We start from the raw sequence: 24,028 nt of genomic DNA, 5'->3' as shown, positions 1-24,028 counted from the left end.
CTTAAATACAACTTTTTAGCGGAAAATCAACCGGCAACATGTCCGCACCTTCAACGCCCGTTTCCGTCTACGACCAGCCTCATCAGTTCGAGCCGTTGCTTCCGACCCGCAAGCTTGGCGAACTGGGCGAAACCACGCGCCGGATCTTCGAAAAGTCGTCGGAACTGAAAGCTTCGGCAAGCCCCGAGGCGCGCACCGCGCTGCGCGAGATCGTGCGGTCGATGAACAGCTACTACTCGAACCGCATCGAAGGCCAAGGCACGCACCCCGCCAACATCGAGCGCGCGCTGAGAAGCGATTTCTCAGACAGGCCGGACGTGGCCAAGGGCCAGCGCGTTGCCCTGGCCCACATCGAGGCCGAGCAAGAGCTGGAGACCCTGGTCACGACCGAGGCCGCCGCGTTGAACAGCGGCTTTCTGCAGAAGGCGCACGAGAGCCTGTACCGCAGGCTGTCCGCGCAAGACCGCACCACCAACGATGGCCGCGTCATCGTTCCAGGCGAGCTTCGCCGTCATGACGTTGCCGTGGGGCGGCATCAACCGCCGGCCTGGGCGTCGGTCCCCCGGTTTCTCGGCCGGATGGATGAAGTCTATGGACGCCTGAAGGGCATGGACGCGGTGGTCTACACAATTGCCGCGGCCCATCACCGAATGGCATGGACCCACCCCTTCGAAGACGGCAACGGCCGCGCCGTGCGGCTGCAGACCCACTGCGCGCTGTTCCCGCTCAACGGCGGCCTCTGGTCCGTCAACCGCGGCCTTGCGCGCCACCGAGAGCGCTACTACCAGATGCTGGACGCGGCGGACAGCAGCCGCCAGGGCGACCTCGACGGCCGCGGCAACCTCAACGAGCAGATGCTCTGGGACTGGTGCAGCTACTTCCTGGCACTGTGCGAAGACCAGGTGGATTTCATGGCATCGATGCTGGACCTCGCCAAGCTCAAGGAGCGCATTCGCGCCTATGTCATGGTGCGCGGCACGGTCGACGGCATTGCGGAGTACCGCGAAGAGGCCGTCCTCGCCCTGCAGAACGTCGCGTGCGGCGGTGCCGTGTCGCGCAGCGACTTCGCGCGCATGACCGGCCTGGAAGAACGCACCGCGCGCAAGGTGATCTCGCGCTTCGTCAGCGACGGGCTCCTGAAGAGCGACGGGCACCGCGGCAACCTGAGCATCGGCTTTCCGCTCGCCTCGCTGAACATCCTGCTGCCCAACCTGTATCCCGAGGCGTCCACCGCGGTGCTGGACTGAGCCGCGCGGCGAACTCGTCGGGCGACAAGGCCGCAGGGGATTTTGAGTCCCCCTGCTCCTGGCCCGCCGCCCCCTGCCCCCGCCCCTCGCGATGCCTCCCGCCGCCATTCGGCAGGCGCCAATTCGCCCGCCGCGTCACACAATGGCCGCTCCCCATGACGCACCCGACGACAACAACGACCGCCCCCGCGCCCGACACCGCGGCGAGCCCCCAACCTCCCGCCCAGGCCCAGGCCCACATGCACTGGCAGCGCAACCTCGCCGTGTGCATGTTCGGCTCGTTCACCACCATCATCGCGATGACGCTGCTGCTGCCCTTCCTGCCGCTGTACGTGGAGCAACTGGGCGTGAAGGACCACGCCGCCATCGTGCAGTGGTCGGGCGCGGCCTATGGCGCGACATTTCTCAGCGCCGCGCTGGTGGCGCCGCTGTGGGGCCGGCTGGCCGACCGCTACGGGCGCAAGCCGATGCTCATTCGCGCGAGCCTGGGCATGTCGGTGGCGATGGCGCTGATCGGCCTGGCGGGCAACGTGTGGCAGCTGGTCGGGCTGCGGCTGCTGGCCGGGCTGCTGGGCGGCTACGCCTCGGGCTCGATGGTGCTGGTGGCCACGCAGACGCCCAAGGACCGCACCGGCTGGGCGCTGGGCACCATGTCGTCGGCCATCATGGCAGGCAACCTGGTGGGGCCGCTGGTGGGGGGCATGCTGCCGCCGCTCATCGGCATTCGCGCGACCTTCTTCGCCGCGGGCGCGATGATCTTCGTGGCCTTCCTGGCCACGGCCTTCCTCATTCGCGAGCAGAAGCGCACGCCCACCGAGAAAAAGCAGAGCGGCACGCCCGAGGCCGGCTGGGCCGCCGTGCCCGACAAGCGCCCGCTGGTGGCCATGCTCTTCACCGGCATGCTGCTGATGCTGGCGAACATGTCGATCGAGCCCATCATCACCGTGTATGTGGCCACGCTGGTCGACGACCCGAACCGCGTGACGATGATGGCCGGCCTGGTGATGTCGGCCGCCGCGCTGGGCAGCATCCTCTCGGCCTCGCGGCTGGGCAAGCTGGCCGACCGCGTGGGGCACTGGAACGTGATCGTCGGCTGCCTGGCGGTGTCGGCGCTGCTGCTGGTGCCGCAGGCCTTCGTCACCTCGGGCTGGCAGCTGGTGTTGCTGCGCTTTCTGATGGGGCTGTCGCTGGGCGGGCTGCTGCCCTGCATTGCCAGCGTGATCCGCCACAACGTGCCCGAGCGCGTGGCCGGCAACATGCTGGGCTACTCGACCTCGGCGCAGTACACCGGCCAGGTGGCGGGCCCGCTGCTGGGCGGCTTCGTGGGCGGGCACATCGGCATGCGCGCGGTGTTCCTGGGCACCTGCGTGCTGATGGCCGCGGGCGCCGGGTGGAACTGGCTGGCCAAGCGGCGCCAGCCCTAGCCGGGCGGCGCGTGTTGCGCGCGGCGGCCCCGGCGCACCTTGCCTGCTACTCCCGGATCGTCACGCTGCGGTAGGCCGCGTCGGCCTTGATCTCGGCCTCGGAGAACGGCACGCGCAGCCATTGCCCGGCGCTGTAGGCACGCGTGTAGTCGGCGTGGTGCGGCGACGCGGGGTCGTCCGAGAGCGAGAAGCTGAGCAAGGTGTGCGCCTCCACGCCGCCTTGCGGGAAGCGCACGACCTGCATGTAGCTGTTGCCGTTGGGGTTGCCGTCCATGCTGTAGCCGCCCTGGTCGAGCCGGTTGTCCGAACACAGGATGGTGAAGTAGCCCTTGTCGTCGCAGCCGCCCGACAGCGGAATCTTCCGGCCGTCGCGCGTCACGAACAGCGTGTCGCCGCGCGCAGCGTCCAGCGCGTAGCCGCTGGCCTGCACGCGGAGCACGGCCGCACCGAAGGCCTGGCGCAACTGCGCCGCGGCCGAGGCCTGCAGGCCGCGCGGCGTGCCGATGGGGTCGCTCGCGCTGAAGGGCACGGCGTACAGGCGCGACGCCGGCAGCAGCTCGGCGCGCGCCCAGAACTCGTCCCACACGTGCGCGCCGCGCGCCGTGGCCACGCCGGTGTCGTTCCATGCCTTCAGCACCGCGCAGGCGGGGCCGGTGGCCACGCTGCGCGGCGGCGAGAACACCTGCTGCGTCTGCGGGTCGGCCTTCACGGCGATGCGCCTCGCGCCGCACACCAGCGCCAGCGCGCGGGCCTTGAACAGCTCGGCCGTGTAGGCGCGGCTGTTCAGGGCGACGCGCTTCACGGTGTCGACCGTGGCATGGTTTCCGACGCCCTGGGCAATGAGGTGCCCCAGCCGCGTGCGATAGGTCTGCGGCTCCTCGCCGGTCGGGCCGAAGAGGGCCGGGTAGCCCGTGAGCGGCGCCTTCGGGTTGGCCAGCCAGTGGCTGTCGTTCATGTTGGCGACGTAGTCGTCGCGCAGCAGGCTGGGCATGCGCGAGGGGCCGACGGCGCCCTTCTGCACCGAGTCGGCGTCGGTCTGCCAGTCGCAGGCGCTGCGCGAGCCGTCGAACACCGGCACGCGCGGCATCGCGGCACCCAGGGCCTGGCCGGCCGGCGTGGTGCAGTCCTTGACCTGCGCGCTCGACACATTGGGCACCGCGCCGATATCGGCATACCAGGCCTGGGCGCTGCCGCGGCCCACCGCCACGGTGTTGACCCACGGAATGGACGCCTCTTCGCGTTGCGCCGCGACCAGCTCGCCGAGCGACCGGGCCTGCCCCCAGCGCAGCCAGGTGCGAAAGGTGCGGTAGTTGTCGGCGTTGATGTCGCGAATGGCAAAGGCCGTGTTCGCGCTCCAGCCCAGCGCCGGATCGATGGCGCCCAGGTTCACCAGCGGGCCGTAGGCCGAGGTGTACAGCGTGCGCGTCACCGGCACCACCTCGCCCGAAGGCTGCTTCACGTTCACGGTGAGGGTGCGCGGCTGCATCTTCACGGGCTGGCCGTCGCGCAGGTAGCTGGTGGCGTCGCCGGGCACCAGCTTCAACTGGTACAGGCCGAAGCGCCGCGCCGCCGACACCGTGTGGCTCCAGGCCACGTTCTGGTTGAAGCCGATGAGGATCACCGGCACGCCCAGGAACGACGTGCCGCTCACGTCGAGCTGCCCGGGAATGGTGATCTGCGCCTGGTAGAAGCGGTCCGGCCCGCGCCAGTACCAGTGCGGGTTGCCGAACAGCAGCGGGCTTTCGTCGCCGGTGGCCGCGGTGCCGAAGCCGATGACATTGCTGCCCACGCCGGCCTTGCCGCCGACCTCCATCGCGAAGCGCTGAGGTACGGACGGCGCCGCGTCGCGCGACGACAGCTGCGCGCCCGGTGGCACGGCGGTGGCGATGTTCGCCACGAAGTTGCTGTAGCCCGCCGCCAGGTTGGTGGCGTACATGCGGCGGTAGATGTCCTGCGCGGTCACGGGCCGCAGCCAGGGCGCGTCGCGGCAGGCGGCGTGCGCGGCGGCTTCGCTTTCGAGGTCGCGAAGATCGCGCAAGTACCGGTTGTAACCCGCGGCAAAGCCTTCGACCAGCCGCTGGATGCTCTCGGGCTGCGCGCGCGCCATGGCGTCGACCGCGTCGTCGGCCAGCACGTGCTTGTGGAAGAAGTCGGCGTCGATGTTCTTCGGCCGGCCGATGGTGCTGTTGGCCGGTATCTGCGCCTCGGCGCCGAAGAAATGCGAGCGCTCGCCGCGGAAGGTGACGAAGCCTTCGGCCAGCGTGCACAGGTCGTCCTGCGCCTGCGCGTAGGCGTAGCCGTAGCCCGCGCCGGCCCAGTCGTCGGCCTTGATGTGCGGCACGCCCATGGCGGTGCGGCGGATCTCGGCCTGGTAGGTGGGTTTGGAGACTGCCCGGGGTTCAGGTGCCGGGTACTCGGAGGTGCCGGCGCAGGCCGGGAGGGACAGGAGGGACAGCAGGGCCAGGGCAACCGGCACGAAAAAAAGCGGCCGGAGGCCGCGTGAAAAATTGGCGCGCATGCCTGATGACGTTTTGGCCGCGCTTTTGTTCAGGGGCGCGCGCACGCCGGCGGGCGCGCGCCCGAACCTGTGCTTACTCGCTGATGACGGCGGTGCGGAAGTCGGCGTTGGCCTTGATCTCCGCTTCGGAGAACGGCATGCGCAGCCACTGGCCGGCGCTGTAGGCGCGCGTGTAGTCGCCGTTGTGCGCGGAGGCCGGGTCGTCCGACAGCGAGAAGGTCAGGAAGGTATGGGCCTCCACCCCGCCTTCGGGGAAGCGCACCACCTGCATGTAGCTGTTGCCGTTGGGGTTGCCGTCCATGGTGTAGCCGCCCTTGTCCAAGCGGTTTTCAGAGCATGCGATGGTGAAGTACCCCGGGCCGCCACAGCCGCCGTACAGCGGAATCTTCTTGCCGCCGCGCGTGGCGAACAGGTAGTCGCCGCGTGCCGCATCCACCGCGTAGCCGCTGGCCTGTACGCGGGCCACCGCGGCGCCGAAGGCCTGCTGCAGCAGCGTGCCGGCGCTGCTCTTCAGGTCGCGCGGCGTGTGGATCGGGTCGGCCGCGTCGAAGGGCACGTTGTAGAGCGTGGCCGCCGGAATCTGCGAGGCGCGGTTCCAGAACTCGTCCCACACATGCGCGCCCTTGGCGCCGCTCACGCCGGTGCCTTCCCAGGCCTGGAGCGCGGCGCAGGCCGCCGACACGTCCACGCTCGGGCCGATGGCTTCGCTGGTCAGCGGGTCGGTGGCGATGTTGATCGTGGGCGTGGCGCACACGATGGGCAAGGCCTGCGTCCGGAACAGTTCGGCCGTCAGCGAGCGGCTGTTCAGCACCATCTGCTTGACGGAGCCGGGGGTCGCGCCCTTGGCGCCGTAGCTGTCGCTGCCGTCGATGCGCGCCTGCGCCAGCACGTTGCCCATGCGGGTGCGGAAGCTCACGGCCTCGGTGCCCGCCGGACCCATGATGTCCGGGTAGCCGGTCATCGGGGCCTTGGGGTTGGCCAGCCAGTAGCTGTCGTTCATGTTGGCGACGTAGTCGTCGCGCTGCAGGTTGGGCATGCGCGAGGCGCCGATGGCGCCCTTCTGCGCGGAGTCGGCGTCGGTCTGCCAGTCGCAGGCGCTGCGCGAGCCGTCGAAGATGGGCACGCGCGGCAGCGTCGGCTGCATCGTGGCACCCACGGCCGTGGTGCAGTCGGTGACCTGGGCCGGCGTCACGTTGGGCACGGCGCCGATGTCGGCGTACCAGGCCTTGGCGCCGCCACGGCCCACGGCCACGGTGTTGACCCACGGAATGGCCGTTTCCTCGCGCTGGATGGCGATGAACTCGTCCAGCGATTTCGCCTGGTTCCAGCGCAGCCAGTTGCGGAAGGTGCGGTAGTTCTCGCCGTTGATGTCGCGGATCGCGAAGGCCATGGACTGGCTCCACGCGAGCCCGCTGTTCAGCGGCGCCAGGTTGACCATCGGGCCGTACTCGCTCTTGTAGAGCGTGCGCGTGACCTGCGTCATGCTGCCGTCGGTGGCCTTCACCTTCACGGTGATGTCGGTGGCCTGCATCTTCACGGCGGCGCCGTCGCGCATGTAGCTGGTCGGGTCGCCCGAGGCCAGCTTCAGCTGGAAGAAGCCGAAGCGCCGCGCGGTCGACACCGTGTGGCTCCAGGCCACGTTGTCGTTGAAGCCGATGAGGATCACCGGAATGCCCAGGAACGAGGTGCCGCTGATGTTGAGCTGGCCCGGAATGGTGAGCTGCGCCTGGTAGAAGCGGTCGGGCCCGCGCCAGTACCAGTGCGGGTTGCCGAACAGCAGCGGGCTCGCGTCGCCGGTGGCCGCGGTGCCGAAGCCGATCATGTTGCTGCCCACGCCCTCATGGCCGCCCACCTGCAGCTCGGGCTCCTTCACGTTCATCGTGGCGAGCTGCACCGCGGCCTGCCTGCGCTGCCGGTCGAGTTGCCGGTCGAGCTGCCGGGTCGAGACCTTGGCGACCACCGCCGCCGCAGGCGCCGTCGCATTCGCGATCTGCGCGAGGAAGTTGCTGTAGCCGCCGGCCAGGTTGGCCGCGTACATGCGCCGGTAGATGTCGTCGCTGGTGATGGGCTTCACCCAGGCCTCGTCGCGGCACGCCGCATTCCTGGTGCCACCGGCCTTCACGTCGCGCACGTAGCGGTTGTAGCCCGCGGTGAAACCTTCGACCAGCTGCTTCAGGTTGTCGGGCTGCGCGTCGATCATCTTCTTCAGCACGTCGGCCGAGATGACGTGGCGGTGGAAGAAGTCGGAGTCGATGTTCTTCGGCAGGCCGATGGTGCTGCTGGCCAGCAGCTTGGCGTCGGCGCCGAAGTACTGCGAGCGCTCGCCCCGGTAGGTGAGGAAGGAGTCGGCCATGGTGCACAGGTCGTCCTCGGCCTGCGCGTAGCCGTAGCCGTAGCCCGCGCCGGGCCAGTTGTCGGCCAGGATGTGCGGCACGCCCATGGTGGTGCGGCGGATCTCGGCCTTGTAGGTGCCTTCGGGCGGCGGGTTGGTGGGCGTGGCCGGCGTGTTCGGAAGCGGCAGGAACGAGAAGCCGTTGCCGCCTCCCCCTCCGCCCCCGCAGGCGGTCAACGTGGCGGCCGCGGCGAGCGCGAGCAACGACAGCGGCACCAGGCCGCGACGGAAGGTCTGTCTCATGAATGAAGTCTCCAGTTGATGCTCTCTTGGCGGAGCACGTTGGAGCTTAGGGAGCGTGGATGCGCGCGGCTTGTACGCAGCCGCTGCGATGCCTAGGGTTGGTGCTGATGCGTCACGAGTGCGCGATGGCCGTCCGATGGCCGGTGATGCCCGTGTGGTGGCCATGCAAAGGCCGTGGCAACGTCAATGCAGCCCGTGCTGGCCCCACGCGTGCGAGGCCTGCGCATCGGCCGTCACGCTCACCTGGTTCGCCAGGAACGACGGCGCCAGGCCGAAGTAGCGCTGGAAGGTGCGGCTCATGTGCGCCGCGTCGGTGAAGCCGCTGACCAACGCCACGTCGGTCAGCGAGCGGTGCCCGGTGAACTGCTGCACCGTGCGGCGCACCTTGGTCCACAGCGCGTAGCGCTTCACCGAAACGCCCACCTGCTCGGCGAACAGATGCGTCAGCCGGTCGGGCGACAGGCAGGCCACGGCCGCGAGTTCGCGCAGCGCGATCTGCCCCGCGTGCGCGCGAATGGACTGAAGCACGCGGTCAATGCGCGGGTCGATGGGCGCCGCGACCTCGGGGTACTCGGTGATGGCCTCGACCAGCTTGGCGCTGAGCAGCTGCAGCCGGTCGTCGGGCAGCGCGCCGCGCTGCGCGGGTTCGAAGTCGTCGCGCAGCCGGCCGAAGCGGCGCGCGTCCACAGGCTGTATGCCGTGGCCGCCCATTCGCTTGGCGAGCATGCGGTACGCGATGGAGGCGGGGTCGAGGTTCAGCGAGAGCAGCCCGCAGCCGTCGACGTCGAGCCGGCGCGACACATGCGGCGCCACCAGCGCGGCGGTGCACTGCACGCGCGTACCGTCGGCCGCCTCGAGCGTGAAGGGATGACCGCTGACCGAGGCCAGCAGCGTGGCCGACGAACGGGCCGTCAGGCCCGACTGGATGGCCGGCGTGATGTACAGGAACCGGTCGTCCCACAGGTGCAGGAAGTTGTGCGTTGCCATGCCGTTTCGCTTCTGGTTTTGTCTCCAGCGGCGGATTCTCCACGAAGTCGGGAGCGCGGCAGGCTGTCGTGCGGCGGGCCGTGCCGCGGTGGCCCGGCCCTCGGCGCGCTACTTGTACTGCGAGAAGTTCTTCTTGTTCTTGCCGTGGATGTAGCCCGACGCGGTGATGGCCGGGTACTTCTGCGCGCCCTCGGGAAAGCCCAGGTCGGTCGGGTCGATCACGGCGTCGGGGTTGGGGTCGAAGAAGATCGCGATGGAGTGCCGCTCGTTGCCCGAGCGGTTGATCACGCGGTGCAGGTTGGAGCTGAGCGTTTCGTTCGACCAGCGGTGCAGCAGGTCGCCGATGTTGCACACCAGCGTGCCCGGAATGGGTTGCGCCGCCACCCATTCGCCCTCGCGGTTGCGCACCTGCAGGCCGCCGTTCGAATCCTGCAGCAGCAGCGTGAGCACGCCGAAGTCGGTGTGCGGCGCGGAGCCGAAGCGCTCTTCGCTTTCGTCCTTGGCGGTCGACACCGGGTAGTACACGAGCTGGCCGCGCGCCATCGGGCTGGAGTAGCGCGAGGCGAAGAACGAGCGGTCCAGCCCCAGGCCCAGCGCAATGGCCGACAGCAGGCGGTGGCCGATGCGGCACACGGCGTCGTAGTAGGGCAGCAGGTCCTGGCGCAGCGCGGGAAACTCGGCGTCGGGCCAGACGTTGTCCGCGATGAGCGAGTCGGCGCCCTTCTGCGCGACCAGGTGCGCGGCCCATTGCTCGGGGCCCCAGAAGAAGATCTCCTTCAGGTCGTGCGTCTTCGAGCCTTCGAGCCGCGCGATGCCCGAGGCCATCCAGCCGCGCTGGCTGGTGTTGACCGGGTGCAGGCCCTTCACTTCGGGCGGCAGCGCGAAGTAGTCGCGCATGGCCTGGCCGGCGCCGTCGATCACCTCCTGCGGAATGCCATGGCCCTTGATGTAGAAGAAACCGATGCGCTGCGACGCGTCCATGACGCGCCTGGCGACGTCTTCCACGGCGCCGGGCGCGTCGGCGACCAACCCGGAGATGTCGATGACGGGGATGTAGTCTTCGTCGACCTTTTTGGCCTCGAAGTAGGTCTTGCTTTCAGTGGCCGGGGTGACTGGGTTGGCCGGGAGGTTGGTGGAAGGCGTGGTGCTGGACATGTGAGTTCCTGTTCAACGAAATCGGAAACGTAAAAAGAGGGTTGCTGGAGAACGCGTTCAGCTCGCGGACAGCTCCACGGCGCGTTGCCGTGCGGCAAGCGCGGCGCGCTCGACCAGTTGGCGCAGCGCGCCGTCGTGCTCGAACACGCCAATGGCCGCGGCCGTGGTGCCGTTCGGCGAGGTCACTGCCTGGCGCAGCGAGACGAAGTCGGCACCGGGCGCATGTTGCTGCGCGGCGGCGCCCCAGGCGGTGTCGGCCGCGAGCTGCCGCGCAAGGGCCGGCGCCAGGCCCAGCGCAACGCCGGCCGCGGCCAGTGCCTCGCTGAACAGGTGGTAGTAGGCCGGGCCGCTGCCGCTGAGCGCGGTGACGGCGTCTAGCAGGGGCTCCTGCTCGACCCAGTGGGCCGAGCCCACGGCCGCGAACAGCGCCGCGATGCGCTCGCGCAGTGCCGCGTTCGATGCGCCCGCCGCGGTCCCCGCGAACAGGCCGGTGCAGCCCGCACGCAGGATGACCGGCGTGTTGGGCATGGCGCGCACGACCGGCGTGCCCGCCGGCAACGCGGCCACCAGCGACGCCACGGGCACGCCGGCCGCGATGGACACCACCGCCGCGCCGCGCATCAGCGAGGCCGGCAACGCGCGCAAGGCCTCGACGGCCTTCGCCGGCTTGACGGCCAGCACCACCAGCTCGATGCCCTCGCCCGCACCGGCTGCCACCAGCGCGTCCACGCTCGCATGACGGCCGGCGTGGGCCGCCTGCTCAGGCGTGGCGACAGGGTCCACCGCCAGCACATTGCTGGCCAGCCCGCTCGCCTTCCATGCTTCGCCCAGTGCGCCACCCATGTGGCCGTAGCCCAGGAACAAGACCTTCATTCGAAACCTTTGCTTTGAAAAAATCTGCTTTGGAGAAAACGCGGTGCGTCGTTCATCCGGTGCTTATCAACCGACGCTCATCAGGCTGGCGTTGCCGCCGGCCGCCGCCGTGTTGACGCTCAGGCTGCGCTCGATCAGCAGCCGCTCCAGCACGATGCCGGTGTCGCCGGGCGCCAGGCCCTGCAGGCCGACGATGGGGCCGGGGCGCAGCGCCAGCTGCTCGCTGATGCCGCGCAGCTGGTCGGAGTCACCGTGATGGATCACCGCGGTAAAGGCGCCTTCGTGCGACCAGTCGCCCACCCACTCCAAGGCGGCGCGCACCTCCGCCGGCAGGCGCGCGGCCAGCGCGCGCGGCGCCTCGGCATGGGGCCATGCGGCGCGCGCCCCCACGCTCAGCACCGCCGCGAGCTGGCACAGCAGGTCGGCCTCGCTGGCGGCCAGGCACAGCACCGCTTCGCGCGCCGACAGACGGTAGGCATTGCGTTCACCGGTGGGCCCGTCGAGCAGCAGCTCGGTGCCGCTGCGCGACTCGCCCGCGTAGCGCTCGCACAAGGCGGCGAGCTCGGGGCGCGGCGGCGTGGCGGTGTCGCACCACTGCCTGAGCGCGGCGAGCGGCGCCGACATTGAAAGCGGGCCGTCGCGTTGCGCGCCGCAGGCCGGCGCGCTCGACAGCAGCCGGTTCAGGTACAGCGGCCCGCCCGCCTTGGGGCCGGTGCCGGAGAGCCCTTCGCCGCCGAACGGCTGCACGCCGACCACCGCGCCGACCATGTTGCGGTTGACGTACAGGTTGCCCACCTTCACGCGCGACACGATCTTCTGGATGGTCTCGTCGATGCGCGAATGCACGCCCAGCGTGAGGCCGTAGCCGGTCGCGTTGATCTGGTCGAGCAGCGCATCCAGTTCGGTGCGCGCATAGCGCAGCACATGCAGCACCGGCCCGAAGACCTCGCGGTCGAGCTCGTCGATCTGCGCGATCTCGATGAGCGTGGGCGTCACGAAGGTGCCGGCCAGCGTGTCGCCGCCGTGTGCGCGCGCCACCTGGAACACCCTGCGGCCCTTGGCGCGCATGGCCTCGATGTGGCGCTCCAGCGCCTGCTTGGCCTCCAGGTCGATGACGGGGCCGATGTCCACGCACAGGTGCTCGGGGTTGCCCAGCGTGCATTCGGCCATGGCGCCTTGAAGCATCTCGATGGTTCGTTCGGCGATGTCTTCCTGCACGCACAGGATGCGCAGCGCCGAGCAGCGTTGCCCCGCGCTGTCGAAGGCCGAGGCGATGACGTCGGTCACCACCTGCTCCACCAACGCCGAAGAGTCCACGATCATCGCGTTCTGGCCACCGGTCTCGGCAACCAGCGGAATCGGGCGGCCCTGCGCATCGAGGCGCCCGGCAATCACGCGCTGCAGGATGCGCGCGACCTGCGTCGAGCCGGTGAACATCACGCCCTGCACGCGTGCATCGGCCACCAGCGCGGCGCCCACGGTCTCGCCCGTGCCGGGCAGCAGCTGCAGCACGCCCGGCGGCAGGCCGGCGTCGTGCAGCACCTTCACCGCCTGCGCCGCGATCAACGGTGTCTGCTCGGCGGGCTTGGCCAGCACCGTGTTGCCGGCGGCCAGCGCCGCGGCCACCTGCCCGGTGAAGATGGCCAGCGGAAAGTTCCAGGGGCTGATGCACACGACCGGCCCCAGCGGGCGGTGCGTGTCGTTGCTGAAACCCTGGCGCACGCGGGCCGCGTAGTAGTGAAGAAAGTCGACCGCCTCGCGCACTTCTGAAATCGCGTTGGCCAGCGTCTTGCCCGACTCGCGCACCAGCAGCCCGAGCAGCGGCTGCATGCGGCCTTCGAGCAGGTCGGCCGCGCGCTCGAGCATGTCGGCGCGCTCCGCGGCGGGCGTGGCCTGCCAGATCTGGAAGGCGTCTTGCGCGGACTGCAGCGCAAGCTGCACGTCTTGCGCGGTGGCGTCCTGCACGTGGCCGACGATGTCGTCGTGGCGCGCGGGGTTGCGCACCGCCTGGCGTCCGCCCGAGCCCGAGCCCACGCCGCCCCCCGTGGCAGCCGGCTGCCCCAGCAGCGGCTGCGCGAACCAGCTCTCGCCGGCCCCCTGCAGCAACGCGCTGGCCAGCGAGCCCAGCCGCTGTTCGTTCGACAGGTCGAGCCCCGCCGCATTGGCGCGATCGGCGTACAGCGCGCGCGGCAGCGCGATGCGCGGGTGCGGCAGCCCCGTCACGCCGTCGGCCAGGCCCTGCGCCTCGACCACGGCCACCGGGTCGGCCACCAGCGATTCGATCGACAGCGTCTTGTCCGCGATGCGGTTGACGAAGGAGGTGTTGGCGCCGTTTTCCAGCAGGCGGCGCACCAGGTAGGCCAGCAGCGTCTGGTGGCTGCCCACCGGCGCGTAGATGCGGCAGGGCCGCCCCAGCTTGCCCTCCGCGACCGGGCCCACGACCTGGTCGTACAGCGGCTCGCCCATGCCGTGCAGGCACTGGAACTCGTACTGCCCCTCGTAGTAGTTCTGCCCGGCCAGGTGGTAGATGGCCGCCATGGTGTGCGCGTTGTGCGTGGCGAACTGCGGGTACACCGCCTCGGGCACGGCCAGCAACTGGCGCGCGCAGGCCAGGTAGGACACGTCGGTGTGCACCTTGCGCGTGTAGACGGGGTAGTCCTCCAGCCCGTCGACCTGCGCGCGCTTGACCTCGCTGTCCCAGTAGGCGCCCTTCACCAGCCGGATCATCAGCCGGTGGCGGCTGCGCCGCGCCAGGTCGACCAGCCACGCGATGGTGCTGGCGCAGCGCTTCTGGTAGGCCTGGATCACGAAGCCGATGCCGTTCCAGCCGGCCAGCGCGCTCTCGTGGCACAGGCGCTCCAGCAGGTCGAGCGAAAGCTCGAGCCGGTCGGCTTCCTCGGCGTCGATGTTCAGCCCGATGTCGTACTTGCGCGCCAGCAGCGTGAGCGAGAGCAGCCGCGGGTACAGCTCGTCCATCACGCGCGGGTACTGCGCGCGGCTGTAGCGCGGGTGCAGCGCCGACAGCTTGATGGAGATGCCCGGCCCGCGGTAGATGCCCGCGCCCGAGGCCGCCATGCCGATGGCGTGGATCGCCTGCTCGTACGAGGCCATGTAGCGCAGCGCGTCGGCGTCGGTGAGCGCGGCCTCGCCGAGCATGTCGTACGAATAGCGAAAGCCCCGGGCCTCCAGCTTGCCGGCGTTGGCCAGCGCCTTGCCGATGGTTTCCCCGGTGACGAACTGCTCGCCCATCAGGCGCATCGCCATGTCCACGCCCTTGCGCACCACCGGCTCGCCGCCGCGCGTGAGCACGCGGCCCAGCGAATGGCTCAGGCCCGACTCGTTGTGCGTGGCCACCAGCTTGCCCGTGAGCATCAGCCCCCAGGTGGCGGCGTTGACGAACAGCGAGGTGCTCTTGCCCAGGTGCGGCTGCCAGTTGCCGTTGCTGATCTTGTCGCGAATGAGCGCGTCGCGCGTGCCCCGGTCGGGAATGCGCAGCAGCGCCTCGGCCAGGCACATGAGCGCCACGCCCTCCTGCGAGGACAGCGCGAACTCCTGCAGCAGGTTCTGCACCACGCCGGCACGGCCCGCCGCCTGGTGGTTGCGCAGCTTCTCCGACAGGCTGCAGGCCAGCCGGTGCGTGGCCGCGGCCATCTCGCCGGGCAGGCGCGCCTGCGGCAGCAACATGGACACCTGCTCGGCCTCGGGACGGCGGTAGGCCGCGGTGATGGCCGCGCGCAGCACGCTCTGCGGCAGCACGTTTTCCGCGAAGTCGAGAAAGGGCTGGTGCTCGCGCTCGGCCACGGCGGACGCGGCGGCGCTGGTCGCTTCGGCCCCGTTCGCGGCGCCCGAGCCGTCGCCGAACACGTCGGCCAGCGGGAGCCCGCGCTCCAGCATTTCAAGGTGCGAATAGATCGCGTGCTTGATCAGCCAATGCGGCGTGCGGTCGACCTTGGCAGCCGCTTTCTTCAGGCGTTCGCGGACGCTTTCGTCCAGTTTGACGCCGAGTGTGGTCAAAGACATCTAATTGCTTTGGCTTGGGAATTTAATTGGGGCGGATGTTAGTTCAACAAAGACGCAGGTGCAACCACGTCAATTGAAGGGTGCAACCTGCGACGTATATTTTAGAAGGGTTGCACCTTGCTGGCCTGCTTATTGCTGACCCAGCATTTCATGACACCTGAATCCGCTCCAGCCCGACAGCCTGCCGTCCGCAAGGCACCGCAGCGGTGCGGAAACGGCGCTTGCACTGGCAATTCCGCCCGTTCAGCGCCGCCAAAAAGGTGCAACCCAAGATCCAAAAAGGTGCAATTCTTTTCATTGCCTTCCATGCAGAAAAATTAGCGCACCCTGGGCGCCGATTTCGCGCTCAACGCATTTTTTCAACACCAATTTCTATATCTTCCCGGCAATTGCCGGGACGGGTCCTGCTGCGCATTCAATTCAATTCAATTGAATGCGCGATTTCCGAAAAATCATCTTTTCAACACTGAAGGAGTTCCCATGCAACGCAGAGCCGTATTCAATCAATTGGCAGTGGCAGGCGCCGCCGTCGCGGCCACGGCCGCCACCGCAGGCCAGGCGTTCGCGCAGGCAGCGCCGGCTTCCACCGCGCCGTCCAGCGGCTCGACGCTCGACAAGGTCCAGAAAAGCGGCGTGCTGCGCGTGGCCGTCATTCCGGGCCAGGAGCCCTACTTCCACAAGGACCTGGTCTCCAACGCCTGGACCGGCGCCTGCCTGGACATGGCCGCCGACATCGCGACCACCCTGCGCGCCAAGGTCGAGACGGTGGAGTCGAGCTGGGGCAACCAGATCCTGGACCTGCAATCGGGCAAGGTCGACCTGGCCTTCGCCGTGAGCCCCACGCCGCAGCGCGCGCTGGTCATCGACTTCTCCACGCCCATCCTGGTGCACTCGTACACCGCCATCACGCGCAAGGGCTTCGCCAAGACCACCACCTGGGAAGACCTGAACAAGCCCGCCGTGAAGATCGCGGTGGACATCGGCTCCACCCACGAGACCATCGCGCGGCGCTACTGCCCGAAGGCCAACATCCTGGGCTTCAAGACGCGCGACGAGGCCGTGCTGGCGGTGGCCACCGGCCGCGCCGACTGCACCGTGGTGCTGGCCGTGCTGGCCATCTCCACCATGAAGAAGAACCCGACGCTGGGCACGCTGGTGATCCCCAAGCCCACGCTCACCATGCCGACCAACCTGGGCATCCGCATCGAGACCGATCCGCGCTGGAAGAACTTCCTGAGCGTGTGGGCCGACGGCAACCGCTTCAGCGGCCAGACGCGCGAGTGGATGCTCAAGGGCTTCGCCGCGCTGAGCATCAAGCCGGAAGAGATCCCGAGCGAAATCCAGTTCTGATCTCGTCCGCCGCATGGAACAAGCTTCATACGCATGGGACTTCGGGTCCCTGGTGCCCTACCTGCCGCTGATCTGGCGCGGGCTGGGCGTGACGCTGGCCTTCACCGTCAGCACGGTGCTGGTCGGGCTGGTGCTCGGGCTGGTCACGGGCGTGCTGCGCAACCCGACGATGACGCGCTGGGTGAGCGTGCCGCTGCAGATCTGGACCGAGATCTTCCGCTGCACGCCGCTGCTGGTGCAGCTGGTGTGGGCCTACTACGCGCTGCCGGTGCTCATCGGCGTGGACATGTCGGCCACCACCGCCTGCTTCCTGGCGCTGTCGTTCTATGCGGGCGCCTTCTACAGCGAAATTTTCCGCGGCGGCATCGAGGCGGTCGACCGCGGCCAGTGGGAAGCCGGGCGCGCCATCGGCATGCGGCGCGGGCGCATCTTTCGCCGCATCATCCTGCCGCAGGCCTTTCCGCTCATGATTCCGTCGCTCATCAACCAGACCATCATGCAGCTGAAGAACACCTCGCTGGTGTCGGCGGTGGCGGTGGGCGACCTGCTGTACCAGGGCTCGGTGATCACCGGCGCCAGCTACCGGCCGCTGGAGGTCTACACGACCATCGCGGTCATCTACTTCGCGGTGCTCTTCCCGCTCACCCTCATTGCCACGCGGGTGGAACGCCGCCTGGCCGCCAAGTGATGTCAACGCCTTTCACTCCTCCCGGCGCGTCGCCCCAGGCCGCGCCCATCCTCGAGGCCACGGCCATCCACAAGTCCTTCGGCGACCACCACGTGCTCAAGGGCGTCTCGCTCTCGGTGCAGGCGGGCGAAGTGGTGACCCTCATCGGTGCCAGCGGCTCGGGCAAGTCGACCTTCCTGCGCTGCATGAACCTGCTGGAGATGCCCGAGGACGGGCAGCTCGGCGTGGCGGGTCACAGCTTCGCGTTCAAGGGCGCGAGCCGCGCCCCCAAGGACGCGCAGCTGGCCGCGCTGCGCGCGAACATCGGCATGGTGTTCCAGCACTTCAACCTGTTCCCGCACATGACGGTGCTGCAGAACATCATCGAAGGCCCGGTGCAGGTGCAGGGCAAGCGCCCCGACGAAGCCAAGGCGCTCGCGATGACGCTGCTGGGCAAGGTCGGCCTCGCCGAAAAAGCCGACCAGCACCCGGGGCGCCTGTCGGGCGGCCAGAAGCAGCGCGTGGCCATTGCGCGCGCGCTGGCCATGCAGCCGGCCGTGATGCTGTTCGACGAGCCCACCTCCGCGCTGGACCCCGAGCTGGTCGGCGAGGTGCTGGCCGTGATCCGCGAGCTGGCCGCCGACGGCATGACGATGGTGCTGGTGACGCACGAAATGGCCTTCGCGGCCCATGTGTCGGACCGCATCGGCTTCATGCGCGACGGCGTCATGGCCGAGATCGGGCCGGCCGAAGACATCATGCACAGGCCGAAGGACCCGAAGCTGGTGTCGTTCCTGGAACGCTTCCACGCGGCGCGCCAGGGCTGAGCCTGAACGTCGGTGCGAACGTCGGTGAGAACGTCAGTGCAGCGGCGGCGCCCCGGCGCGCGCCCTCAGCGCAGCGCCACCCCCACCGGCTGCATATGCTGCCGCACGCCCTCGAGCAGCAGCGTGGCCAGCCGGCTCGCGGGCGCTTCCGAATGCGCCTGCGCGCGGTACAGCACCAGCGAGATCTGCGGCAGCGCGGGCAGCGACAGCACCGCGCGGTCAAGCGTGCGCACGTGCGAGGGCAGGCCGAAGGGCGTGCGCACCGTCAGGCCCAGGCCGGCCGACGTGGCGGCCCACAGCGCTGCCAGGCTGGCGCTGCCGAAGGCCCGGCGCCACGGCAGGCCGGCGCGGTCGAGCACGGCGATGACGATCTCGCGCAGCGGGCACGGGGCGTCCAGCATGATGAGCGGCAGCGGCTCCCTGCTCTTCGGTTGTCGGGCGGCGCCGGCGCGGTGTTCGCGCTCGGTCCACCAGGGCGCATCGACCCGGTCGGGGGCGGTCGGGCCTATCCACAACAGCGGCAGCCGCGCCACGCGCTCGGCATGGGGCGACAGCGGCTGTTCGCCCGCGTCCCACGCCAGCGCCAGGTCGAGCTGGCCGAGTTCGAGCCGCTCGCGCAGCTCGCCGCTGCGCGCCACGCAGGCCTCGATGCGCACCTTGGGGTGGGCGCGCGCGAAGCGCCCGAGCACGGCCGGCAGCAGCGTCTCGCCGAAGTCTTCCTGCAGGCCCAGGCGCACCCAGCCCTGCAGGTCGACACCGCGCATGGCTGCGCTGGCCTCGTCGTTCAGCTCCAGCATGCGGTGCGCGTAGGCCAGCAGCGTTTCGCCAGCGTCCGTAAGTGCCAGGCCGCGCCCCTCCTTGCGGAACAGCACGGTGCCGGCCTGCGACTCCAGCTTTTTCAGCTGCGCGCTCACGGCCGAGGTCGAGCGGCCCAGCCGGTCGGCCGCGCGCGCGTAGCTGCCGAGCGCCATGCCGGTGGAGAAGGTGCGCAGCACGTCGAGGTCGAACATCACCTGGGTCATTGGAAGTCCTTGCCTGTCTGGATAGTCCTGCTTTTCAGGACGATAGACCCATTATTTTCTGATTTTCAAAACCTTCGCAACGGCGGACACTGCGCCGCAACATGACACATCCGCCCTCTTCTTCCCTCGCGTTTTCGCGCCGCCACCGCTGGAAGGTGCTCGCCGCCGGCGTGGCCGCCAACGCGGCGTTCTCGGTCGCCTTCAGCGGCATTCCCATGACCGCGGTGCTGATGCGCACCGGCTACCAGCTCGACAACGCCACGCTCGGCCTGGTGCTCGGCCTCATGGGCCTGGGCATTGCCGTGAGCGAGCTGCCCTGGGGCCTGCTGACCGACCGCTGGGGCGACCGACCGGTGCTGCTGGTGGGCCTGGGCAGCACGGCGCTGGCGCTGGTGGCGATGGCGCTGTGGGCGGCGCCTTCTTCCGGCCACATTCCGTCGCTCGGCTGGCTGGCCGCCGGGCTGTTGCTGGTGGGCCTGCTCGGCGGCAGCGTGAACGGCGCGAGCGGGCGCGCGGTGATGACCTGGTTCGACGCCAGCGAACGCGGCCTTGCAATGAGCATCCGCCAGACCGCCGTGCCGCTGGGCGGCGGCATCGGTGCGCTGGTGCTGCCCTTCGTGGCGCTGCACTTCGGCTTCGCGGCGCTGTACGGCCTGCTGGCGCTGCTGTGCGCGCTGAGCGCGGGCATGAGCTGGGCCTGGGTGCACGAGCCGCCCATCGCGAAGGCCACGCCGGCCAGCGCGATGCCGTCGGGCAGCAAGGCAGCTGAGGCGGTCGATACCACCGCCCCCGCGACCGGCCCGCTGCGCGACGCACGGGTGTGGCGCATCGTCGCGGGCATCGGCATTCTTTGCGCGCCGCAGTTCGCGGTGCTGTCCTTCGGCACCGTGTTCCTGCACGACTTCGGCCATGCCGGCCTGGGCACCATCACCGCGACGATGGTGTGCGTGCAGGTGGGCGCGATGGTCATGCGCGTGTGGAGCGGCCGCTGGACCGACCGGCGCCGCAACCGGCCCGCCTACCTGCGGGCCTGCAGCACGCTCAGCGTGGCGTTGTTCGCGGGGCTGGCGCTGCTGGTGCTGGCGGGCGGCGCGCACGCGGCCGATTCGGCGGCGCTGCGCATCGCGCTGGTGGTGCTGCTGGCGGCGAGCGGGGTGTGCGTGTCGGCCTGGCACGGCGTGGCCTACACCGAGCTCGCCACGCTGGCCGGCGCGGCCCGCGCCGGCACCGCGCTGGGCATGGCGAACACCAGCGTTTTCCTGGTGTGCTTCGTCACGCCCTTTTCCATTCCGCACCTGCTGGCGGCGCAGGGCTGGCCGCTGGTGTGGCTGGCGGCCAGCGCCTGCGCGCTGGTGGCGCTGCCGCTGCTGGTGCCGCGGCGTGGCGCTGCGTCAGCCTCGGATCAGAAGGTGGCGAAGACGGCGTTGAGCCGCTCGACGTAGCCGCGCTTGGCGGCCTCGTCGATGAAGCTGCCCTCGAAGCTGTTGGCCGCCAGCTGCCAGGCGTGTCGCACGCTCAGCCCGGTGGCCGCGAAAGTCTCCAGGAAGTTCTGGTTCATGTAGCCGCCGAAGTAGGCGGGGTCGTCCGAGTTCACGGTGGCGACCAGGCCGGCGTCCAGCAGGGTGCCCAGGTTGTGCTGCGCCAGGTCGGGGAACACGCACAGCTTGAGGTTCGACAGCGGGCACACGGTGAGCGGAATGCGCTCTTGCGCGAGCCGCGCCATCAGCGCCGGGTCCTTGGCGCTCTGCACGCCGTGGTCGACGCGCTCGACCTTCAGCACGTCGAGCGCGCTCCACACGTACGCGGGCGGGCCTTCTTCGCCCGCGTGCGCGACCAGGTGCAGGCCCAGCTCGCGGCAGCGCGCGAACACGCGCGCGAACTTCTCGGGCGGGTGGCCCACCTCGCTCGAGTCGAGCCCCACGCCGATGAACTTGTCGCGAAACGGCAGCGCCTGCGCCAGCGTGTCGAAGGCCTCTTCCTCGCTCAGGTGGCGCAGGAAGCAAAGAATGAGCGAGGCGCTCACGCCCAGCTTCGGCCCGGCCTCGACGCAGGCGCGGTGCAGGCCGTGCACCACGGTTTCCATCGCCACGCCGCGCGCGGTGTGCGTCTGCGGGTCGAAGAACATCTCGGTGTGCACCACGTTGTCGGCCGCGGCGCGCTCCAGGTAGGCCCAGGCCATGTCGAAGAAGTCCTGCTCCTTCAGCAGCACGCTGGCGCCGGCGTAGTAGATGTCCAGGAAGCTCTGCAGGTTGGTGAAGGCGTAGGCCTTGCGCAGCTCCTCGACGCTGGCGTAGGGAATGCGCACGCCGTTGCGCTGCGCGAGCGCGAAGATGAGTTCGGGCTCCAGCGAGCCTTCGATGTGCATGTGCAGCTCGGCCTTGGGCATGGCGCGCAGCAGCTCGGGCAGGCGGTCGGCGGGAATGCGGTCGAAGCGCGCGTCGTAGGTGGGGCGAAAGTCGGTCATGGGGGAGGCATCTGCGTTGTGATCGCGCACAGCATAAAGGCAGCCACCGCCCGCGAGATACACGAAACCTTACAGCTTGCATTCGCGCCCGCGCCGCGTTTTCAATAAAACGCACAAAGCTTCTATCCAGAATCCGCCGCAGCGCCGCCAATCGAAAGCTCTGCCACTCCCGTCTTTCGCCCGCCCGTCCATGCACGCCGACAGCAGCTTTTCTTCGGCAACAGGCCCGGTGCACCGACCGGTGCCCGCCCCTGCGCACCCTGCCCCGGCACCCGCCACGGACGGCCTCGGCTGCACGGCCAGCCACCTGAGCCAGGACCGCGACCTGCTGGCCAACGGCGTGCGGGTCTACCGCAAGACCGTGGACGGCCCGCAGCGCCAGCACGTGGAAACCGCCGCCAGCGGGCGCGGCGTGCTGGTGGGCGTGTCGCTGCGCGACGGCCACCGCCGGCGCGTGCTGCACGAGCACCACGCCGTGCGCCACGACTTCGGCAAGGGCGCCATCTACATCCGCGACTTCTGCGACCGCTACCGCGCCGACATGGAGACCGGCTTCGACTTCGTGCTGCTCGAAATTTCCCACGCCGCGCTCGAACGCGCCCTGGACGACCGCGCCGGCCCGCGCGCCGGCGGGCTCGCGGCCGTCACGGCCGAGCGCGACGACGTGCTCGCCCATCTCGCGCAGGCGCTGGTGCCCGCGCTGCACGATCCGGCCGACGCCAGCCTGCTGTTCGTCGACCAGGTCTGCCTGGCCGTCACCAGCTACCTGGTCGACGTGCACGGCCGCGCGGCGCCGCCGAACGAGCCGCGCACGCAGCGCGTGCTGTCGCGCTCGCACGAGGCGCGCGCCAAGGAAATGCTGCGCAGCAAGATCGACGGCGCCATTTCAGTCGCCGAGATCGCGGACGCCTGCAACCTGTCGCGCAGCTACTTCATTCACGCGTTTCGCGAAACCACCGGGCAGACGCCGCACCAGTGGCTCATCGCGCAGCGGCTGGAGCGCGCGCAGGCGCTGCTGATGGACTTCGAGCGCCCGCTGGCGGACGTGGCCGCGGCCTGCGGCTTTGCCGACCAGAGCCACTTCACGCGGGTGTTCTCGCAGTACACGGGCTCGCCGCCGGGCAGCTGGCGGCGCAAGATGCGGGTGGCGCGCTGAACGGCGCGCGCGCCGGAGCAAGTCTTTTTCTGTTTTTTTCCACACCCCTACACCCATCCTGCGAGGCCTTCATGAGCGCACCGTCCCACGCGAACCCGAACCCCCTCCTCACGCCCGACCCCGCCACCGAGCACATCCTCGGGCCGGCCTCGGCCCGCGTCACCCTCATCGAGTTCGGCGACTTCGAATGCCCGTCGTGCCGCCAGGCCCACCCGGCCGTGCAGATGATGCTGTCGCACTTCGGTGCGCAGGTGCGCTTCGTGTTCCGCCACTTTCCGCTGCGCGAGGTGCACCCGCACGCGGAGCTGGCGGCCGAGGCCGCCGAGGCCGCGGGCGCGCAGGGCAAGTTCTGGCCCTATGCAGAGCTGCTGTTCAACCACCAGAGCCACCTGGACGCCACCCACCTGGACGCCTACGCCGCGCAGCTGGGCCTGGACATGCCGCGCTTCGAAAACGAGCTGAAAGACACCGTGTACCGCCAGCGCGTGCAGGAGCAGGTCGAGCTCGGCCGGCGGCTCAACGTGCGCGCCACGCCCACCTTCTACGTCAACGGCGAGTTCACCGACGTCTCGTTCGGGCTGGAGCACCTGCGCAGCGCCATCGAGCGCGCGCTGAAGTAGGCACCGGGCGCGGCCTGCCTCAGCCCGAGGCCTGCACGGCCTCGACCAGGTAGCGCACGAAGGCCTTGCCCGCGTCGGGCAGCGCGCGGCCGGCCAGGGTCTCGATCTCGAGGTGGCGCTCGTTCATCTCGCGGTCTTTCAGGGCAATGGCGACCAGCGCCTTGCTCTGCAGCAGCGTGCGCATCGACAGCGCACCGTAGAAGGCGATGCTGCCGCCGCCGGCCGCGGCAAAGCTCAGCAGCGCGTTGGCGTGGTTGCTCGACATGGCCTGCGCATAGCGCAGCCCCTGGCGGGTGCAGCTGGCGTCCAGCAGCCGGCGGATCGAGCTGTCTTCCTGCGGCAGCCCCAGCGGGTAGGCCACCACCTGGCGCAGCGTGAGCTGGCGCTGCTGCGCCAGCGGATGGTCCCTGGCCATCACGGCCAGGATGGGGCTGGGGTGGCGCAGCTCGATCTCGATGCCGGGCTCGGGCACCGCGCTCAGCGTGATGCCCACGTCGGCCTCGCCGTCGCGCACCCGCCGAGAAACGTCGCCGGGCGGGCACACCTCCAGGTGAAAGCGGATGCCCTCGTGCTTGCGCCTGAAGCGCGCCACCAGCGTGGGAATGAAGTCGAAGGCGAAGCCCTCGGTGCTCGCGATGCGCACATGCCCGCTGCGCAGGCCGCGCAGGCCCGCGATGTCGTTCGCCACGCGCTCGATGTCCTGCTGCGCCCGCTTCGCATGCGCGGCCAGCAGCTCGCCGGCGGCGTTGGGCACCATGCCCCGCGCATGGCGGTCGAACAGCAGCGTGTCCAGCTCGCGCTCCAGCCGCGCCACCTGGCGGCTCACCGCCGAGGGCGCCACGTTGAGCTTGAGCGCCGCGTCCTTCACCGAGCCCGTCTTCACGACCTCGAGAAAGTAGCGGACCGCGGTTTCCTGCAAGGCGCGAAGCGTCACGAATTCCTTCGGTGGAAAGGGGTGCGCCGCGGCGGTGTGAAGACGGCGCCGATTGCCGTTTCGGCAACGCACGATTCTAAACATTGCGCTTGTGGCAGCGTGTTGCGGCTCCTAGGATGAACCTGCGAG

General features: G+C 69.6%; 18 protein-coding genes. 9 read left to right on the top strand and 9 right to left on the bottom strand.

Annotated elements, in window-relative coordinates:
• Positions 1-38: 38 nt before the first annotated feature.
• Positions 39-1,247 (top strand): Fic family protein, encoded by a 1,209-nt coding sequence (locus QTI51_RS16035; RefSeq protein WP_286515061.1) that lies wholly within the window; start codon positions 39-41, stop codon positions 1,245-1,247.
• A 155-nt stretch (positions 1,248-1,402) separates the two neighbouring features.
• A complete protein-coding gene (locus tag QTI51_RS16030) occupies positions 1,403-2,671 on the top strand; it encodes a multidrug efflux MFS transporter (RefSeq protein WP_286515060.1) in 1,269 nt (422 codons plus the stop codon).
• A 46-nt stretch (positions 2,672-2,717) separates the two neighbouring features.
• Here QTI51_RS16030 and QTI51_RS16025 read toward each other — a convergent pair whose 3' ends face one another.
• The 6 genes from QTI51_RS16025 to putA form a co-directional block, all read right to left on the bottom strand.
• Positions 2,718-5,189, bottom strand: a complete 2,472-nt coding sequence (locus tag QTI51_RS16025; RefSeq protein WP_286515059.1) for a penicillin acylase family protein — start codon at positions 5,187-5,189, stop codon at positions 2,718-2,720.
• Positions 5,190-5,262: 73 nt separating this feature from the next.
• Complete coding sequence (locus tag QTI51_RS16020; protein ID WP_286515058.1) at positions 5,263-7,824, bottom strand: penicillin acylase family protein; 2,562 nt, start codon at positions 7,822-7,824, stop codon at positions 5,263-5,265.
• Between the two features lie 183 nt (positions 7,825-8,007).
• On the bottom strand, positions 8,008-8,811 hold the full coding sequence (locus tag QTI51_RS16015; RefSeq protein WP_286515057.1) for a helix-turn-helix domain-containing protein: 804 nt from the start codon (positions 8,809-8,811) through the stop codon (positions 8,008-8,010).
• A 108-nt stretch (positions 8,812-8,919) separates the two neighbouring features.
• Entirely contained in the window at positions 8,920-9,966 is a 1,047-nt protein-coding gene (locus QTI51_RS16010; protein ID WP_286515056.1) for an isopenicillin N synthase family dioxygenase, read from the bottom strand.
• 57 nt (positions 9,967-10,023) lie between these two features.
• Entirely contained in the window at positions 10,024-10,839 is an 816-nt protein-coding gene (locus tag QTI51_RS16005) for a pyrroline-5-carboxylate reductase family protein (protein ID WP_286515054.1), read from the bottom strand.
• 66 nt (positions 10,840-10,905) lie between these two features.
• Entirely contained in the window at positions 10,906-14,859 is a 3,954-nt protein-coding gene (gene putA, locus QTI51_RS16000) for a trifunctional transcriptional regulator/proline dehydrogenase/L-glutamate gamma-semialdehyde dehydrogenase (RefSeq protein WP_286515053.1), read from the bottom strand.
• Between the two features lie 221 nt (positions 14,860-15,080).
• Between putA and QTI51_RS15995 the strand changes: the two genes are divergently transcribed.
• The 4 genes from QTI51_RS15995 to QTI51_RS15980 are packed head-to-tail and all read left to right on the top strand — an operon-like array spanning position 15,081 to position 17,703.
• Positions 15,081-15,329: a hypothetical protein gene (locus QTI51_RS15995; protein ID WP_286515052.1), complete on the top strand. Its 249-nt coding sequence runs from the start codon at positions 15,081-15,083 to the stop codon at positions 15,327-15,329.
• A gap of 10 nt (positions 15,330-15,339) precedes the next feature.
• Positions 15,340-16,209, top strand: a complete 870-nt coding sequence (locus QTI51_RS15990) for a transporter substrate-binding domain-containing protein (RefSeq protein ID WP_286515051.1) — start codon at positions 15,340-15,342, stop codon at positions 16,207-16,209.
• A 13-nt stretch (positions 16,210-16,222) separates the two neighbouring features.
• Positions 16,223-16,897: an amino acid ABC transporter permease gene (locus QTI51_RS15985; RefSeq protein ID WP_286515049.1), complete on the top strand. Its 675-nt coding sequence runs from the start codon at positions 16,223-16,225 to the stop codon at positions 16,895-16,897.
• A complete protein-coding gene (locus QTI51_RS15980) occupies positions 16,897-17,703 on the top strand; it encodes an amino acid ABC transporter ATP-binding protein (RefSeq protein ID WP_286515047.1) in 807 nt (268 codons plus the stop codon). Before QTI51_RS15985 ends, QTI51_RS15980 begins: the two co-directional genes overlap by 1 nt.
• A 65-nt stretch (positions 17,704-17,768) precedes the next feature.
• Here QTI51_RS15980 and QTI51_RS15975 read toward each other — a convergent pair whose 3' ends face one another.
• The gene (locus QTI51_RS15975; RefSeq protein ID WP_286515046.1) at positions 17,769-18,725 is read right to left on the bottom strand and encodes a LysR substrate-binding domain-containing protein; all 957 of its coding nucleotides are present in this window, start codon (positions 18,723-18,725) and stop codon (positions 17,769-17,771) included.
• Between the two features lie 101 nt (positions 18,726-18,826).
• Here QTI51_RS15975 and QTI51_RS15970 point away from each other — a divergent pair, with 101 nt between their 5' ends.
• Positions 18,827-20,167, top strand: a complete 1,341-nt coding sequence (locus QTI51_RS15970) for an MFS transporter (RefSeq protein WP_286515045.1) — start codon at positions 18,827-18,829, stop codon at positions 20,165-20,167.
• Here QTI51_RS15970 and QTI51_RS15965 read toward each other — a convergent pair.
• Positions 20,128-21,189 (bottom strand): adenosine deaminase, encoded by a 1,062-nt coding sequence (locus tag QTI51_RS15965; RefSeq protein WP_286515043.1) that lies wholly within the window; start codon positions 21,187-21,189, stop codon positions 20,128-20,130. The two genes, QTI51_RS15970 and QTI51_RS15965, sit on opposite strands and share 40 nt — an antisense overlap.
• A gap of 190 nt (positions 21,190-21,379) precedes the next feature.
• Here QTI51_RS15965 and QTI51_RS15960 point away from each other — a divergent pair, with 190 nt between their 5' ends.
• Positions 21,380-22,345 (top strand): helix-turn-helix domain-containing protein, encoded by a 966-nt coding sequence (locus QTI51_RS15960; protein ID WP_286515042.1) that lies wholly within the window; start codon positions 21,380-21,382, stop codon positions 22,343-22,345.
• Positions 22,346-22,416: 71 nt separating this feature from the next.
• The gene (locus QTI51_RS15955) at positions 22,417-22,965 is read left to right on the top strand and encodes a DsbA family protein (RefSeq protein ID WP_116911338.1); all 549 of its coding nucleotides are present in this window, start codon (positions 22,417-22,419) and stop codon (positions 22,963-22,965) included.
• 19 nt (positions 22,966-22,984) lie between these two features.
• Here the strand turns inward: QTI51_RS15955 and QTI51_RS15950 are convergent, their stop codons facing one another.
• Positions 22,985-23,899: a LysR family transcriptional regulator gene (locus QTI51_RS15950; RefSeq protein ID WP_116911339.1), complete on the bottom strand. Its 915-nt coding sequence runs from the start codon at positions 23,897-23,899 to the stop codon at positions 22,985-22,987.
• Between the last annotated feature and the right edge of the window lie 129 nt (positions 23,900-24,028).

The sequence above is a fragment of the Variovorax sp. J22G73 genome (genome assembly GCF_030317035.1).
In the GTDB taxonomy this organism is placed as follows: Bacteria; Pseudomonadota; Gammaproteobacteria; order Burkholderiales; family Burkholderiaceae_C; genus Variovorax.
This window is presented reverse-complemented; position numbering and strand designations above follow the sequence as displayed.

What these genes read in the sequence shown, in the direction of transcription:
- QTI51_RS16035 (WP_286515061.1), top strand. Translation starts at nt 39, where the DNA reads ATGTCCGCACCTTCAACGCCCGTTTCCGTCTACGACCAGCCTCATCAG.
- QTI51_RS16030 (WP_286515060.1), top strand. Translation starts at nt 1,403, where the DNA reads ATGACGCACCCGACGACAACAACGACCGCCCCCGCGCCCGACACCGCG.
- QTI51_RS16025 (WP_286515059.1), bottom strand. Translation starts at nt 5,189, where the DNA reads ATGCGCGCCAATTTTTCACGCGGCCTCCGGCCGCTTTTTTTCGTGCCG.
- QTI51_RS16020 (WP_286515058.1), bottom strand. Translation starts at nt 7,824, where the DNA reads ATGAGACAGACCTTCCGTCGCGGCCTGGTGCCGCTGTCGTTGCTCGCG.
- QTI51_RS16015 (WP_286515057.1), bottom strand. Translation starts at nt 8,811, where the DNA reads ATGGCAACGCACAACTTCCTGCACCTGTGGGACGACCGGTTCCTGTAC.
- QTI51_RS16010 (WP_286515056.1), bottom strand. Translation starts at nt 9,966, where the DNA reads ATGTCCAGCACCACGCCTTCCACCAACCTCCCGGCCAACCCAGTCACC.
- QTI51_RS16005 (WP_286515054.1), bottom strand. Translation starts at nt 10,839, where the DNA reads ATGAAGGTCTTGTTCCTGGGCTACGGCCACATGGGTGGCGCACTGGGC.
- putA (WP_286515053.1), bottom strand. Translation starts at nt 14,859, where the DNA reads ATGTCTTTGACCACACTCGGCGTCAAACTGGACGAAAGCGTCCGCGAA.
- QTI51_RS15990 (WP_286515051.1), top strand. Translation starts at nt 15,340, where the DNA reads ATGCAACGCAGAGCCGTATTCAATCAATTGGCAGTGGCAGGCGCCGCC.
- QTI51_RS15985 (WP_286515049.1), top strand. Translation starts at nt 16,223, where the DNA reads ATGGAACAAGCTTCATACGCATGGGACTTCGGGTCCCTGGTGCCCTAC.
- QTI51_RS15980 (WP_286515047.1), top strand. Translation starts at nt 16,897, where the DNA reads ATGTCAACGCCTTTCACTCCTCCCGGCGCGTCGCCCCAGGCCGCGCCC.
- QTI51_RS15975 (WP_286515046.1), bottom strand. Translation starts at nt 18,725, where the DNA reads ATGACCCAGGTGATGTTCGACCTCGACGTGCTGCGCACCTTCTCCACC.
- QTI51_RS15970 (WP_286515045.1), top strand. Translation starts at nt 18,827, where the DNA reads ATGACACATCCGCCCTCTTCTTCCCTCGCGTTTTCGCGCCGCCACCGC.
- QTI51_RS15965 (WP_286515043.1), bottom strand. Translation starts at nt 21,189, where the DNA reads ATGACCGACTTTCGCCCCACCTACGACGCGCGCTTCGACCGCATTCCC.
- QTI51_RS15960 (WP_286515042.1), top strand. Translation starts at nt 21,380, where the DNA reads ATGCACGCCGACAGCAGCTTTTCTTCGGCAACAGGCCCGGTGCACCGA.
- QTI51_RS15955 (WP_116911338.1), top strand. Translation starts at nt 22,417, where the DNA reads ATGAGCGCACCGTCCCACGCGAACCCGAACCCCCTCCTCACGCCCGAC.